This is a genomic window from Bacillus sp. MMSF_3353, assembly GCF_030733445.1.
Taxonomy (GTDB): domain Bacteria; phylum Bacillota; class Bacilli; order Bacillales; family Bacillaceae_G; genus Bacillus_A; species Bacillus_A wiedmannii.
Window position 1 is genome coordinate 55,445 of the sequence record NZ_JASHJA010000002.1, and the last position, 15,116, is coordinate 70,560.

The 15,116-nt window shown below is 38.1% G+C and carries 18 protein-coding genes; 7 read left to right on the forward strand and 11 right to left on the reverse strand.

Going from position 1 to position 15,116, the window contains the following annotated elements; genetic code table 11:
* Position 1: 1 nt before the first annotated feature.
* Positions 2-268 carry a DUF3055 domain-containing protein gene (locus tag RBB48_RS05540; protein ID WP_000392614.1) on the forward strand — a complete coding sequence of 89 codons (267 nt, stop codon included), beginning with the start codon at positions 2-4 and terminating at the stop codon, positions 266-268.
* Between the two features lie 370 nt (positions 269-638).
* The gene (locus tag RBB48_RS05545) at positions 639-1,136 is read left to right on the forward strand and encodes a cytoplasmic protein (RefSeq protein WP_098082241.1); all 498 of its coding nucleotides are present in this window, start codon (positions 639-641) and stop codon (positions 1,134-1,136) included.
* A 45-nt stretch (positions 1,137-1,181) separates the two neighbouring features.
* Here the strand turns inward: RBB48_RS05545 and RBB48_RS05550 are convergent, their stop codons facing one another.
* Positions 1,182-1,493 carry a YutD family protein gene (locus RBB48_RS05550; protein ID WP_002008894.1) on the reverse strand — a complete coding sequence of 104 codons (312 nt, stop codon included), beginning with the start codon at positions 1,491-1,493 and terminating at the stop codon, positions 1,182-1,184.
* Positions 1,494-1,608: 115 nt separating this feature from the next.
* Between RBB48_RS05550 and RBB48_RS05555 the strand changes: the two genes are divergently transcribed.
* The gene (locus RBB48_RS05555) at positions 1,609-2,187 is read left to right on the forward strand and encodes a YhcN/YlaJ family sporulation lipoprotein (protein ID WP_046954398.1); all 579 of its coding nucleotides are present in this window, start codon (positions 1,609-1,611) and stop codon (positions 2,185-2,187) included.
* Positions 2,188-2,217: 30 nt separating this feature from the next.
* On the opposite strand, the gene RBB48_RS05560 is transcribed toward RBB48_RS05555, so the two are convergent.
* Positions 2,218-2,949: a MerR family transcriptional regulator gene (locus RBB48_RS05560; protein ID WP_060488132.1), complete on the reverse strand. Its 732-nt coding sequence runs from the start codon at positions 2,947-2,949 to the stop codon at positions 2,218-2,220.
* Between the two features lie 99 nt (positions 2,950-3,048).
* Between RBB48_RS05560 and RBB48_RS05565 the strand changes: the two genes are divergently transcribed.
* On the forward strand, positions 3,049-3,864 hold the full coding sequence (locus RBB48_RS05565) for a YhfC family intramembrane metalloprotease (RefSeq protein ID WP_116868002.1): 816 nt from the start codon (positions 3,049-3,051) through the stop codon (positions 3,862-3,864).
* Between the two features lie 23 nt (positions 3,865-3,887).
* On the opposite strand, the gene RBB48_RS05570 is transcribed toward RBB48_RS05565, so the two are convergent.
* A complete protein-coding gene (locus RBB48_RS05570; protein WP_088064728.1) occupies positions 3,888-4,331 on the reverse strand; it encodes a hypothetical protein in 444 nt (147 codons plus the stop codon).
* Positions 4,332-4,465: 134 nt separating this feature from the next.
* Here RBB48_RS05570 and RBB48_RS05575 point away from each other — a divergent pair, with 134 nt between their 5' ends.
* Entirely contained in the window at positions 4,466-5,020 is a 555-nt protein-coding gene (locus RBB48_RS05575) for a histidine phosphatase family protein (RefSeq protein WP_088080791.1), read from the forward strand.
* 74 nt (positions 5,021-5,094) lie between these two features.
* Positions 5,095-5,574: a YbaK/EbsC family protein gene (locus RBB48_RS05580; protein ID WP_048542306.1), complete on the forward strand. Its 480-nt coding sequence runs from the start codon at positions 5,095-5,097 to the stop codon at positions 5,572-5,574.
* Between the two features lie 20 nt (positions 5,575-5,594).
* Here RBB48_RS05580 and lipA read toward each other — a convergent pair whose 3' ends face one another.
* Positions 5,595-6,491: a lipoyl synthase gene (lipA, locus tag RBB48_RS05585; RefSeq protein WP_000166369.1), complete on the reverse strand. Its 897-nt coding sequence runs from the start codon at positions 6,489-6,491 to the stop codon at positions 5,595-5,597.
* Positions 6,492-6,680: 189 nt separating this feature from the next.
* On the opposite strand from lipA, the gene RBB48_RS05590 reads away from it, so the two are divergent.
* Complete coding sequence (locus tag RBB48_RS05590) at positions 6,681-7,664, forward strand: M23 family metallopeptidase (protein ID WP_000944677.1); 984 nt, start codon at positions 6,681-6,683, stop codon at positions 7,662-7,664.
* Positions 7,665-7,700: 36 nt separating this feature from the next.
* On the opposite strand, the gene yunB is transcribed toward RBB48_RS05590, so the two are convergent.
* From yunB to sufD, 7 genes are all read right to left on the reverse strand, one after another.
* On the reverse strand, positions 7,701-8,432 hold the full coding sequence (gene yunB, locus RBB48_RS05595) for a sporulation protein YunB (RefSeq protein ID WP_046954393.1): 732 nt from the start codon (positions 8,430-8,432) through the stop codon (positions 7,701-7,703).
* 54 nt (positions 8,433-8,486) lie between these two features.
* Positions 8,487-8,789, reverse strand: coding sequence for a YunC family protein (locus tag RBB48_RS05600; protein ID WP_000248463.1), 303 nt, complete (start codon positions 8,787-8,789; stop codon positions 8,487-8,489).
* 65 nt (positions 8,790-8,854) lie between these two features.
* Positions 8,855-10,270, reverse strand: coding sequence for a bifunctional metallophosphatase/5'-nucleotidase (locus tag RBB48_RS05605; RefSeq protein WP_306472130.1), 1,416 nt, complete (start codon positions 10,268-10,270; stop codon positions 8,855-8,857).
* 464 nt (positions 10,271-10,734) lie between these two features.
* The gene (sufB, locus tag RBB48_RS05610) at positions 10,735-12,132 is read right to left on the reverse strand and encodes a Fe-S cluster assembly protein SufB (protein ID WP_001118829.1); all 1,398 of its coding nucleotides are present in this window, start codon (positions 12,130-12,132) and stop codon (positions 10,735-10,737) included.
* A 48-nt stretch (positions 12,133-12,180) separates the two neighbouring features.
* On the reverse strand, positions 12,181-12,612 hold the full coding sequence (sufU, locus tag RBB48_RS05615; protein ID WP_000009525.1) for a Fe-S cluster assembly sulfur transfer protein SufU: 432 nt from the start codon (positions 12,610-12,612) through the stop codon (positions 12,181-12,183).
* The gene (gene sufS / locus RBB48_RS05620) at positions 12,602-13,822 is read right to left on the reverse strand and encodes a cysteine desulfurase SufS (RefSeq protein ID WP_001020765.1); all 1,221 of its coding nucleotides are present in this window, start codon (positions 13,820-13,822) and stop codon (positions 12,602-12,604) included. The genes sufU and sufS overlap by 11 nt, the downstream gene beginning before the upstream one ends.
* Positions 13,822-15,114 carry a Fe-S cluster assembly protein SufD gene (gene sufD / locus RBB48_RS05625; RefSeq protein ID WP_088064731.1) on the reverse strand — a complete coding sequence of 431 codons (1,293 nt, stop codon included), beginning with the start codon at positions 15,112-15,114 and terminating at the stop codon, positions 13,822-13,824. Before sufD ends, sufS begins: the two co-directional genes overlap by 1 nt.
* Positions 15,115-15,116: the final 2 nt, after the last annotated feature.

Below are 15,116 nucleotides of genomic sequence, written 5' to 3' on the forward strand. Positions count from 1 at the left end.
TATGGAAGAACGTTTCTTTCTGTACGACGATACAGTCGCTACAAGAACTCGTTTCGTTAGCTTTATGGGAGAAAATGAGCGTCATGATTTAGCGCTTTTATACTCCGATCGTCATTACGGTAAAACAATTGTCCTTGATATACAGCGCAATAGATTTGCAATCATCGGTCCTGACGATTTAAACGAACCAGGCTATTTAGAGCATGCATTTTCTATGACTGAAGAAATTGCAGAAGAATTACGCTCATTTTTATTTGAACTTATATAATTTATCTTAGGCACCAGCTATTTTAGCTGGTGTTTTTTCGCTTTAAGTATTTTGAATTTTCAATCTTATATGTTATAATTAAGAATAAATCTATTTGGATAGAAAGGACGTTATCTACGTATGCCAACATTTACTTTGTAATGGACCAGCAATTGGATAGCATTACTCTCAAAAAAGCACCTTGCTTTTTCAAGGGAGTAGTCTGCCCATTCCCATTACAAAGGAACGTATTGCATCTGTAGTATGATGTTTACGGAGGTTCCTAAGGGAACCTCCTTTTATTTTTGTCTATTTCTCATCTCTTCATACTACAAGACATCCAAATAGCTGTATTACGTTTCTTTGCCACTACTATAAGAGGTGAAGAAAAATGCAGAAAGTACAACTTTCTTGGAGTTTATATGAAAATGAACAAAACACAATCGAAAAGTATTGTAAAAATTGCAGACGCACTACCTTATTTACTGACACGAATATTCGTAGGCATAACGCCAACGGAAAAAATATATATCGTTTTGCCATTTATAAATGTCCGAAAGATCATACGTGGAATCAAAAGCTACGTATTTATAAAGCATTCACTGATCACGTTGAAACAGTCGATATGACGCAGCAAGATCAAACAGAAACAACTACTACCATTTCCATTACACAACATAAAGAAAGCGGCGTAGCTGAAATTACAATTGTATTAGACCTCGTTTTCGGTTCCCACCGAATCGATAAAGCTTTATCCACATATATTTCTGACTGGAGCCGTACACGCATTGTGGATAAAATTAAAAATGGGGATATTCAATTGAACGGACAACAAATGAAACCAAACGCAATACTTTCTGAAGGCGATCATATCTCGATTTGTTTATAAGCGAAAATATGCAAAAAATCCTCTTACAATCGTAAGAGGATTTTTTTATTTCTTCACTTTTCGTAATACGAAGTGTGCACAACCGAAATTACAGTACTCGTATAAATACTCCGTTAACGTACTAATTTTCGTATCATATGTCGAACGTTGATTACTATCATCAAAGAAACCGCGCAATCTAAGTTGCTCATAACCCCAATCCCCAACGATGTAATCATATTTATTTAAGATTTCTGCATAACGCTCTTTAAATGCTTCTTCACTAAAACCGTCACGAAAGTTTTTAATTACTTCGTACTGAACATTATTAATGCTCACCGTAGCATGCATCTCTTGCTCTTGCTTTTGCTCCATCATTAACTTCCTCTCTAAGCATTCTTCTTTTTATCGTATCACAAAGCATACCAACCAACAATTTCAAATACAAAAAATTGAAAATTAGTGCATGCTATGGAGAAGGAGGTGATACATCGTGAAAAAACAAATTATACTCTCTCTCCTCACTCTTTCCTTATTTGCAGGCTGTCAATCATCTAATAAAGCCGAAATGGAACGTGAAGAAGGAAGTCGTGTTCTTGTTTCCAATAAAAACGACATGTATCATACGGAAAATACAAATACAAGATTAACGAGAGTCGGTTATTCATCTAAACAAAAACATGAAGTATCTAACAAACAAGTAGGAGCCATTAACCGTGAGAAAGTCGCTGAAATGATTACAAGCATGACAGTCAAACTTCCTGACGTTACAAACGCTGCTACGCTCGTTACCGATGATGAAGTATTTGTTGTATACCGTGCAAACACAACGGATCCAAAACTCGTAGCGGATCAAGTATATAAAGCTGCTTTGTCCATCGTCCCTCGCTATTATAAAGCATATGTATCAACAGACCAAAAGTTGATTTCTCAAATTCAAGGCCTTCAATCAGGTAGCTTAAATGATACAGAATATACACAGAGCCTCGACATGCTAAAGCGAGAAATGAGCAAAAATCCTCATTTAAACAATACGGGGGATCAGACTTTGAATGATATGATTAAAAAATAAAGAAGGTGGAGAAAACCTCCACCTTTTTTACTATTTCTTACGATCCGCATAAACCTCCATCGCATCACACATAAACTGTGCTAAACCTTCACCAAACTTATCGATATTTTTCGTGAAGCGCTCATCAGCGACGTACATTTGACCGAGTCCTTTAAAAGCATCTAGTGAATATTCTCCAAAGTTTTGCAAGTAATCGTACCATACCCCGATTGCTTCCTGTGCCTCTTTAGAATCTGGTGCGCCGTGTCTAAGCGCCGCTAAATTTCTGTAAATAGTATTAAACTCTTCTTGATTATCTTTTGACATACCTTTCGCGTATTCATTCGCTTTATCTACAGCTGCGTCTCCCCATCGTTCACGCGCTTCTTCTTCGTACGGATTATGGCTGAAATCGAAGCCTTCAAATTTCTCTTTATTCGTCATTTCAATCTCTCCTTTTGTATGCTGAATTGTTTTATCAATTGTCGCAATCACCTTATCTAATCTGGCACGTTTTTCAAGAAGCATTTTCTTATGAAGCTGTAGTGCTTCTTCGTGGTCAAATGATGGACTCATGATAATTTCTTTAATTTTCTTCAAAGGGAAGCCTAGCTCTTTAAAAAATAAAATTTGCTGCAATGTCTCTAAATTTTTATTGGAATACAGACGATATCCAGACTCTGTCGTCTCGTCTGGGGTTAACAACCCAATTTCATCGTAATGATGCAGTGTGCGCACACTAATTCCAACTAAATTAGCTACTTCTTTTACCTTCATTGTCATGTGTATCTCCCCCTTAATACATACGATAAAGTATGACGCAACGTTAGAGTCAATAAGTAAATTCATTTTTTGTTAAAAGTTTCATCTCCACTATATTTCATGCATAATAGATATGTACATATATTAGAAAGCGGTGAAAGTATGGTTTCAAGTACGGTAATTGCCAGTATCACAATTCAACTTGTGATTTCGATTCTGGTACCTATTATTGCGTTTGTTTATTTCCGTAAAAAATATAATATTAATTGGAAAGTGGTCGGCGTTGGTGTTCTTATCTTTATTGGATTTACCCAAATTCTCGAAACACCGTTCCACCTATTTATGCGTGGTAATCCAGCAATCGCTCCATTTTTAGAAAATCCGTTTGTCTTTGCAATTTATGGCGGACTAACTGCTGGTATTTTTGAAGAATTAGGACGCTTCGTTGCCTTCTTCTTCCTACTAAAAAAATATCTAGAATATAAAGATGGCTTCGCTTATGGAATTGGTCACGGCGGGATTGAATCCATTTTAGTTGGCGGATTCTCTGCATTGCAGACACTTATATTCGCTAATGCTATTAACAATGGTAGCTTCGCTCAAATGGCAGAAAAACTACCACAATTAAATCTTGTAAAGGATATGTTAATAGAACAACCTGCTTATTTATACTTCCTTGGCAGCTTGGAAAGAATTATGGCTCTTGTATTGCAAATTGCCTTTACAATGCTTGTCTTATACGCAGTAAAACAGAAGAAATATATCTTCCTTGTTTACGCTATATTATTCCACGCATTTGTAGACTTTTTCGCGGCACTTTATCAAACAAAAACAATTAACATCTTTGTTGCAGAAGGAATTACCCTTCTCTTCACAATTGGTGCTGTCATTCTTATTCGTAAAATGAAAGAGAAATTAATGAGTGTACCGGAATAAAAAATAACCCACCAGCTGGTGGGTTATTTTTTACCACGATTTTCGCAATGATGATAACTCTTGCCCTCTTGCAGCTCCCTCTTTGTTTCTGCATCTATAACAATGTACTTATGAAACTCTTCTGCTTCATTTTGAGAAAAGGAAGCAAAAAAATAAACTTGGCGATCAGGGTGAACAAAAAAATCTTGAAGTACCACGCTACTACGACAACCCACGGCTGCTTTTTTTCTGAAAGAAAATTCTTTATCCGGCACTTCTTTAAATAAAATCTTTTTTCGAACGCTATATGCTGCATTGTTGTATTCTTTATAGATTTTCTTATCTAACTGTTCGTAAAACACATCTTCACTCACAAATGATTTATTTCGATTGCTTGGATAATTTAATTTTTGATTGGATTCTGCATATGTTGTGGACAAGTGTATAAAAAAACAAAGACCGAATATAATACATATCATTTTTTTCATCATTACACCTCAAATGTTCATTTATCCACATTACTTTTCCACATATTTAAATCAATATGCCGTTTCCAATAAAAAGGAATTTTTCCCACATTTGTCGAAGTATATAGCGTCAACTTGAAAGATGGGGATGAATTGTGAAGAAATTGATTGTAATACGACATTGTTCAGCAACTGGACAAGAACGTGATGCCGAATTAACGATTGCAGGAAAAAATCAAGCAAACACTCTTGCTACATTCCTCTTAGAAAACCAATCACAAATAGATCATATTATTTCAAGCCCATTTGTGCGAGCTATCGATTCTATTCGGCCCTATGCGCTTCAAGCTAACTTGTCTATCCAAGAAGATGAACGATTAGCTGAACGCATATTAAGCGACGTTCCAATGGATGATTGGTTGCAAAAACTAGAATCTACTTTTACAAATATAGATATCGCCTTTTCAGGCGGAGAGTCAACAAAACAAGCGACGGATCGTGCTATATCACTTATCCAAGACGTTTTAAAGTTAAACCATACTACAACACTACTTGTTACACATGGCAACTTACTGACGCTCATTTTAAAGCACTTTGATCATACGATCGGCTTTATTGAATGGAGAGCTTTAACGAATCCTGATATTTACGAAATTACACTCGATAAACAATGTATCCTAAAACGATTATGGGAAGCACCGTCCAAGTAATATCTCTTTCCAACACATTCAGTTGACGCCACGAGAAGAAACTGTACTAACAATAGAAAGGGGTATCACTCCATATGTACGAAGATGTACTTGCTTTACTACATAAAACAAATGCTTCTTACGAAAAGTTTGAACACGAACCAGTACTCGATTATGAAACAGATCGTATCGTACGTGAAAGGCTTGGCTTACACGGCACTCCAAGTAAAAGCTTATTTTTAAAATCAAAGTCTGGAGATTATTACGTATTTTTTACGTTAGAGGGTACAAGGCTCAACCGAGGAGAGATGAAAGAAATAACAGGAGAAAGCTTATCTCTCTGTTCTCCTGATGAGCTAAGAGAAGAAACAGGCTGTACTCCAGGATGTGTAGCTCCTTTCGGTTATTCACAAAATGTAACGATTATTGTGGATAGTGCTATTTATGCTTACGATAAAATTTTAATTACACCTGGTGTACCTGAATTTACAATTGAATTATCCACAGAGGAATTAAAGAAAATCTTATTAACATGCCCAAATACTGTTTTAGAATATAAACAAAAAGAGAGCTAATGATTAGCTCTCTTTTTTCATTATTTTGCTTCTGCTGTTTTTTCTTTTGCAGAACGAACCTGCTCGTCCGCATGGTAAGAAGAACGCACAAGTGGGCCAGCTTCACAGTGGCTAAAGCCTTTGCTAAGTGCAATTTCTTTAAGCTCTGCAAATTCTGCTGGTGGGTAATATTTAAGAACTGGTAAATGCTTCTTAGATGGCTGTAGGTATTGTCCAAGAGTTAAAATATCCACATTGTTTGCACGTAAGTCATCCATCGCTTCAATTAAATCTTCTCTCGTTTCACCTAAGCCCACCATAATGCTCGATTTAGTTGGAATATCAGGCTGCATTTCTTTTGCTCGACGTAAAAACTCTAATGAACGATCATATTTTGCTCTAGCGCGAACTCGGTCAGATAATCGACGTACTGTTTCAATGTTATGGTTTAAAATATCTGGTTTTGCATCCATTAACATTTTTAAGTTTTCTTCTACTCCACCCATATCAGATGGTAATACTTCGATTGACGTAAATGGATTTTTACGACGTACAGCGCGTACTGTTTCAGCAAAAACAGCTGCTCCCCCGTCCTTTAAATCATCACGTGCAACCGCTGTTATAACAACGTGCTTTAAGCCCATTTGTACTACAGAATCTGCTACGCGTTCTGGCTCTTGTAAATCAAGCTCAGTTGGTAAGCCTGTTTTAACCGCACAAAAACGACAAGCACGTGTACAAACCGCACCTAAAATCATAAATGTTGCTGTTTTTCTTACAGCCCAGCATTCATGAATATTCGGACATTTTGCTTCCTCACAAACTGTATGAAGATTCTTAGAACGCATCATTTTCTTTAAGCCTGTATAGTTTTCATTCGTGTTTAACTTAATTTTCAACCATTCGGGCTTGCGCTTATATTCTGTTTGTTTTGTCATGGTTATCAACTCCGCACAATATGAAATAATTTACCGTGTTCGCTTCTTTCAATGTAACATATCTATTCTAACGTATGAAAGCGATTTGCTCAAATGAAGATTCTAAGATTTTTTCCAATCGTTCCCTATAATGAAATACTCCGTATATCCCACACTAAAAAGAGTGATGTTGTGAAAGGAGTCTATTTCATGCTTCGAAAAATTTCTCTTTTGCTTTCGATTTGCTTTCTTCTCCACCAAAATATCGCTTACGGTGAAGATAATCAGCAAAGCATATACGAAAAGCGCATGGCACTATATAAAGAAACCGAGCAATCTTCAGGCATTCCGTGGTATTACTTAGCTGCAATGGATCAATACGAAAGAAATATACGGAGCGTAAGAAAAGATATTCCGAAAAAACCAGATGCCATTATCTCCCTTTATTTCAAACCAGAAATATGGGCTGGTCCCGTTAATGGTAACGACACTCTCCCCCATACAATTTCTCTATTTGGCGGATTGGGTTTAGATGGTGACAAAGATGGATTTGCAAACGCAAATAACGACCGTGATCTTCTGCATACAGCAGCGACAATTTTAAAGAAACAAGGAACGTCCGAAGACCGTGTTCACATTATGCTTTGGGAATATTATAGACGTGCGAAAACAGTTGAATTAATTACCGAATACGCCCAAATTTATAAACATTACGGACGTATTAATTTAGAAGGAAATGCTTTCCCTCTTCCGATTCGTAGTGACCATAGCTACCGTAGTACTTTCGGTGCTGGAAGAAGTTTTGGGGGAAGGAGAGTTCATGAAGGAACTGATATTTTTGCAGGCTATGGTGTACCAGTAAGATCTACTTGCTATGGCATTATTGAAACAAAAGGCTGGAACCGTCTTGGCGGATGGCGCATCGGTATTCGCGACCTTCATAATAATTACCATTATTACGCTCATTTAGGCGGATTCTCAAAAGAAATACAGCTTGGACAAATTGTCGAACCAGGAAAAGTAATCGGATTTGTCGGTAGCACCGGTTACGGCCCTCCCGGCACAGCTGGAAAATTCCCGCCCCACCTACATTTCGGTATGTATAAAGACAATGGTTATACAGAATGGGCTTTCGATCCATACATGCATTTAAGTCTTTGGGAGCGAAAAGAACGCACGAATACAAAACGATAACCGTAGCATATTGCTACGGTTATTTTTTTAATTCGGCTAACTATCCGTTTTCTTTTTATCAGGTACAACAACACTCCCACTTCCATAATAAGTAGGCACTTCCCCTTGAACAATACGCGTTGCAATCGGAACATCTTGTTTTACCTTTATTTCTTTCGTATGAAATGGAATAATCACTTGCAACGTGACTTCCATCTCCATAATAATTTGAATCGCTGTCGTATTGATCCCGTGCGGTTCAATTTTTTGTTTAATATCCGTATTCACATGACCAATCGTCGTGAAATCAATTGGAATATCGGGACCTATATTTCCAAGAAGCGCATTATCCGTTACACGACCAAAAGGAACTGCCATCGTTGCTCCATTTTTTTCAGAAATACCTAGCCCCTTCAAATCACCTTGTTCTACTTGCTGTAAATATTTTTCTATGTATGTGGTCGTTGACGTTACGATTTCATTTACTTGCTTTGTATTTAAATTAATTGTGGATACTTTTCCGTTTTTATCATTTTGTACTTTCATTAATGAATCGACATCAAACCCTTCATTAATTCTATCTTTTACCGCCTTCGTCATAACCGCTGTCGCCATTTTATGCGTCTCTACTTCCCCATATTTAAGTAATGTCGGCTGAATGCTTTTATTCACAATCCATAATCCTTGCACGAGTAATATGACAAAAAGAATAAACGACATAAGCAGTATGTGCCGAAAGGAAATTGGTCCCCTTCGAAACCGCGAATTTTTCGAACGAAATATACTCATAAAAAAACCTCCTTCTTATATCATTTCTATGCAAGAAGGAGGGACGATATATGCTTATCTCATTTTTAATAATGCTTCTTTTCCGATTGTGCCTGCCGTAATACCTAATGCTTCGGCCTCAATCGTTACTGATTCTAGCGGCGCTTCAAGAAGTTGTTCAATCGTTCTTACACCAACCGCACGGCCAGCAATAATTCCTCGATCACCTAACTTCTCATTTAAAAGACCTACATCTAATGCACCGCACATAATATATCCTTTATCGCTCATTACAGCTAGCAAATTTGTCTTTGGAAGTTTGACGCTAACCGCAATAAACGTATAATTATCGATTATAATTGGCTCCACATTAACCATAGTTCACACTCCTCTCTTTCTTATCTGTATGACAAGAGAAAAATGAGTGTTACAAGTTAACTAGCCTATAGTTTGACGGAAGATGTATGAGTTATCAACACGTCTGTTAACACATCTCTGAGTAACTCTGGCATATAATATTGTTTGTCAGAAAGTGTGGATAGCTCTGGGTATAAGTATCCGAATGTAAACATATCAATCGTTCCTACCGTATATATACGATCTAATTCCAGCGATTCCCCGTTAATCAATACATCTTCCAGTAAAATTTTATTCCCAGGAATCATATCTGGAATGACTTCGACACCAGCGTAAATCATTTTCCCCATCACTTTTCCACGAAATCCGAATCCTTTTACCTCAAGGTTCTCCATATTCGGGCGACATGCTTTCAAAATAACTTCTCTTAACGTTTTCCCCGGCACTTTTAATAAACATGGATTAATTGGATGTGGACAAATTCTGTGAATATCTCCGCGCGTCACAACACCTTCATTTAATCCCTCTAATAGCACACCAGCGTTCACCATTCCAATTTCTGCACCGCACCACGTTTTCAGCGCATTTGCTAACATGTGCGAAAATGCCGTCTCATGAAACCAATCGACTGGTAAAGATTCCTTTAAATGAACGACAGGCTCTGCCATAATCTGTTTACTTTCTTCCTGCAGCAATTCAATTGTGGATAACGTTTTGCTATAAGCACCTAAACGTTCTGTCTTAATCGCTCTACCGTCCTTTTTCAACAGCTTCTTCGTCTCTTTATCCACAGTAAGCTGAACGTGCCCAACGTAACGTCCCCACTTTTCACAACAACAAAGTAAAGTATTATTCATAAGAATGCCACGCTCAAATAAATGGTGCGTATGTGCACCTAAAATAACATCTATATCATAATGCTCTGCCATATACTCATCCATGCTTTTTCCAAGATGAGAAAGGACAACCGTAATATGAGCCTCATCTCGCACTTCTTCTAAAATAGACTCTAAATGGATAAGCGGATCTTCAATATGCCAATCGAGCATATGATAAAACTCTGGATACGCTACTGTTAATCCGATAAAAGCAATCGTAATTCCATCTGTCGTTGTATGTAATTTATAAGGCTTTGCCCACGCTGGACGTACCCCTTCTTTTTCAAATAAATTCGCGACGAGCACCTCAAATCCAGCAGCATCATATAGACGATTCAAATGCTCCTTCGCTAACGTAATTCCTTCATTATTTCCGATCGTTACATAATCATATAACGCCTCATTCAAAAGCTTCGTATTGCCAAGTCCATTCGTCGCTTCCGAAATACTATGAAAACGATCCACATGATCGCCGATATCAACCGTCAAAACGGTCTCTCCCGCTTCCTGTCTTCGCTTTTTCTCCCCTTGTACAAACCGAGAAATTTGCGGCCAATTTTCAAAATGACTATGTATATCGTTTGTATGATAAAGGTGGATGATTGTTTCTTTATTTATATTCAGAGAAAAAACCTCCTCTCAGTTCCTTACTGCCATTTACGCTACACGTACGCAATAATCCTGTAAATACTTTTCGTCTTTTCTTGCTATTTTACATTGTACTCGCATTATAAGAAAAAGCAAAAGATTGTCCTTTTTGATAAGAAAACTTTTTCTAGTGTGTGGAAGGGTTTTAGATGATTGAACGGGGGATTTGTTGGGGTTTGATTGGATTCCCCAATAGATTGTCAGTGGATTTGTCAGTATCTTTGCCTTACTTCCAATCGTTCTTTTTTCATATAAAATGTTGCGGGGTATATGAAGAATTACTTTTGTCTTACTTTGTCGATAAGTCGATATATTGCAATAATCGCTGATATATTCAGCTGAATACCAACCTGGGTATACCAGACTGACCTAAACTGAATCGACCCCAGCACAACATAAGAAAGCGCCCTGCTGTGCAGGGCGCTTTCTTCATACATATATTAACCAATAGAACCTTCCATCTCAAACTTGATCAGGCGGTTCATTTCAACTGCGTATTCCATTGGAAGTTCGCGAGTGAATGGCTCGATGAAGCCCATTACGATCATTTCTGTAGCTTCTTGCTCAGAAATACCGCGGCTCATTAGGTAGAATAATTGTTCTTCTGATACTTTCGATACTTTCGCTTCGTGTTCAAGTGAAACGTAATCGTTTTTGATTTCGTTGTAAGGAATTGTATCAGATGTAGATTGGTTATCCATGATTAACGTGTCACACTCGATGTTAGAGCGAGAGTTTTTCGCTTTTGGTCCGAATTGCACGATACCACGGTAAGTTACTTTACCACCATGCTTCGCAATCGATTTAGAAACGATTGTTGAAGACGTGTTTGGTGCTAAGTGAATCATTTTCGCACCAGCATCTTGGTGTTGGCCTTTACCAGCAATCGCGATAGATAATGTTAAACCACGAGCGCCTTCGCCTTTTAAGATAACCGCTGGGTATTTCATCGTTAATTTAGATCCGATGTTACCGTCAATCCATTCCATCGTTGCGTTTTCTTCACAAACCGCACGTTTTGTAACTAGGTTGTATACGTTGTTCGCCCAGTTTTGGATTGTTGTATAACGGCAATATGCATCTTTCTTAATGATGATCTCTACTACCGCACTGTGAAGTGAGTTAGTCGTGTAAACAGGTGCTGTACAACCTTCTACATAGTGTACGTGTGCGCCTTCGTCTACGATGATAAGCGTACGCTCGAATTGTCCCATATTTTCAGAGTTAATACGGAAGTACGCTTGAAGTGGTGTATCCACTTTAATACCTTTTGGAACGTAGATGAATGATCCACCAGACCAAACTGCAGAGTTTAATGCAGAGAATTTGTTGTCTGTTGGTGGGATTACTTTTCCGAAATGCTCACGGAAAATATCTTCGTTCTCTTTTAATGCGCTATCTGTATCTTTGAAGACGATTCCTAGAGCTTCTAGGTCTTCTTTCATGTTGTGGTATACAACTTCAGATTCGTACTGTGCAGATACACCAGCTAAATATTTTTGCTCAGCTTCAGGAATACCTAATTTATCAAATGTCGCTTTAATTTCCTCAGGTACTTCATCCCAAGACTTCTCAGATTTCTCAGATGGTTTTACGTAGTACGTAATTTCATCGAAATCTAAGTCGTTTAAGTCGCCGCCCCATTGTGGCATTGGCATTTCATAGAACTTATCCAGTGATTTTAAACGGAAGTCTAACATCCACTGTGGTTCTTCTTTCATACGTGAAATCTCTTCAACGATTTCTTTTGTTAAACCGCGTCCAGCACGGAAAATCGAAACGTCTTTGTCTTTGAAACCATATTTATAATCGCCGATATCTGGCAGTTGCTTCGCCATGTTGGTGTGTCCCTCCTTAGATAACCTCGTTTTTAGGAACCTTTAACATTACTTATCTTCGTTTAAGCCCTTTTCTAACGCTTTCCACGCTAATGTTGCACATTTAATACGTGCAGGGAACTTGCATACGCCTTGTAATGCTTCAATATCTCCTAAATCAATGCTGTCATCGTACTCTTTTCCTAGCATCATGTCAGAGAAAATTTTAGAAAGCTGAAGTGCCTCTTCAATTTTCTTACCTTTTACTGCTTGTGTCATCATCGAAGCTGAAGACATTGAGATAGAACACCCTTCTCCTTCAAACTTCGCCTCTTGTACAATACCTTCTTCTACTTTCATCGTAAGTTGAATACGATCGCCGCAAGTTGGATTGTTCAAGTTAACAGTAACACTATCTTCTAACACGCCATTGTTACGAGGATTCTTATAATGATCCATAATAACTTGACGGTATAACGTATCTAAATTATTAAATGACATTTGTGAAATACTCCTTTGTCTTGATTAGTGATTCAACAAATGTATCAATTTCTTCTTTTGTATTATATAAATAGAAGCTCGCACGTGCTGTAGAAGAAGCTTTCAGCCACTTCATAAGCGGTTGTGCACAGTGGTGTCCTGCGCGAACCGCAATGCCTTCTACATCTAATACAGTTGCTACATCATGAGGATGTACGTCTTCAATATTAAATGTAACAAGACCAGCGCGATGCTTTGGACCATAAATTGTAACGCCATCTACTTCTGATAGTCTTTCTAAAGCATATTGCGCTAATTCATGTTCATGCTTTTCAATATTATGAAGACCGATTTCTTCTAGGAAATCAATTGCCGCACCAAGTCCGATTGCATTACCGATAATCGGTGTACCTGCTTCAAACTTCCACGGAAGCTCTTTCCAAGTAGATTCTTGTAAATCTACGAAATCAATCATTTCACCGCCAAATTCAATTGGCTCCATATTGTTCAGCAATTCTTTTTTACCATATAATACGCCGATACCTGTAGGTCCGCACATCTTATGAGCAGATAATGCGTAGAAATCACAGTTTAAATCTTGTACATCCACTTTCATATGAGGTGCACTTTGTGCTCCATCAACGATCATGATTGCACCGTTTTCATGTGCAATTGCTCCGATTTCTTTTACAGGGTTAATCGTTCCAAGTACGTTTGATACTTGCATAATAGAAACGATTTTTGTATTCGGTGTAACTGTTTGACGAACATCTTCTAAAGAAATTGTACCGTCTGGTTGAAGCGGAAGGTATTTTAAAGTTGCACCAGTTTTCTTCGCAACTTGTTGCCACGGAATGATGTTACTATGGTGTTCCATGTAAGAAATAACGATTTCATCGCCTTCTTTTACATTTTCAAGACCATAGCTAGCCGCTACTGTATTTAATGCAGTTGTCGTTCCGCGCGTGAAAATAATCTCTTCCATTGATTTCGCGTTAATAAACTTGCGAACTTTCTCGCGTGCACCTTCATACGCGTCGGTAGCTTTCGTACCGAGCGTATGAACACCGCGATGCACGTTAGAATTATATTCTTTATAGTAACGTTCTAACGTTTCAATGACTTGAATTGGTTTTTGAGAAGTTGCTGCACTATCGAAATATACAAGTTGTTTGCCGTTCACTTTTTGATCAAGAATTGGAAACTGTTTGCGTATTTCATGAATATTCATTAGCGAACTTTCCTTTCAATTACCTCAACAAGCTGTGCCTTTACTCCTTCAATTGGAAGCTCATTTACTACAGGTGCTAAGAATCCATGGATGACTAAACGTTCTGCTTCGCGTTTTGGAATACCACGGCTCATCAAGTAGTATAATTGGTACGGATCTACGCGGCCTACTGAAGCTGCGTGACCTGCCATTACATCATCTTCGTCGATTAAAAGAATTGGGTTTGCATCACCGCGAGCTTTTTCATCTAACATAAGAACGCGAGAAGATTGTTGTGCATTTGATTTAGATGCACCATGTTCAATCTTACCAATTCCGTTAAAGATAGATGTTGCACTATCTTTTTGTACACCGTGTTTTAAAATCCAACCTTCAGAGTGTTTACCGAAGTGAACAACTTTAGTTGTAAAGTTTTGTGTTTGGTTACCACGACCAATTGTTACTGTTTTTGTATCAGCATATGATCCGTCGCCCATTAAATTCGTAACGTTCTCTGAAATTGTGTTTCCGTCATTCATAAGGCCTAGAGCCCAATCAATGCGGCCGTCGCGTCCAACAACACCGCGGCGGTTAACGTAAGTTGTTACGTCTTTTGCTAATAGATCAACCGCACCAAATTTCACTTGTGCGCCTTGTTCCACGATTACTTCTGCTACGATATTTGCAATACCTTTAGCATTTTCATTTGCAACGTAGTTTTCTACATAAGTTGCAGTACTGTTCGCATCAGCTACGAATAATACGTGGTTATATACGTTAGCTTCTTCGCCGTCTACTAAGAATACAGCTTGAAGTGGAGTTTCAAGAACAACGTTTTTCGGAACATATACAAATGCACCGCCGTTGATTAATGCAGCATGAAGTGCAGTTAAACGATGCTCGTCTACCTTCACGCCGTCTTTCATTAAATACTTTTGTAATAGTTCAGCATGCTCTGTTGCAGCTGTTAGGATGTCTGTAAAAATAACACCTTTTTCTTTTGCTTCGTCTGCTAAAGAAACGAATGCAGTTGTACCAGTACGTTGTACTAATACGCTGTTATTTTCATCGATTAAGTTTTTCACTGCTTCTGGAAGCTCTGTTAAAGAACTTACAGGCTCTTGCTTAGCAGCGTCGCCTTTTCCGATAAAGTCCCATTTTTCAATTTTCGTTTTATCAGGCGTTGGCATTGGAAGTTCAGTTGCTTGTGCAAGAGCTTGTAAGCGGAACTCAGTCAACCAAGCAGCTTCGTTTACTTCGCTTGCGCGCTGACGGATTGTTTCTTGATCGAAAGGTAATGTACCGATTGTCATGT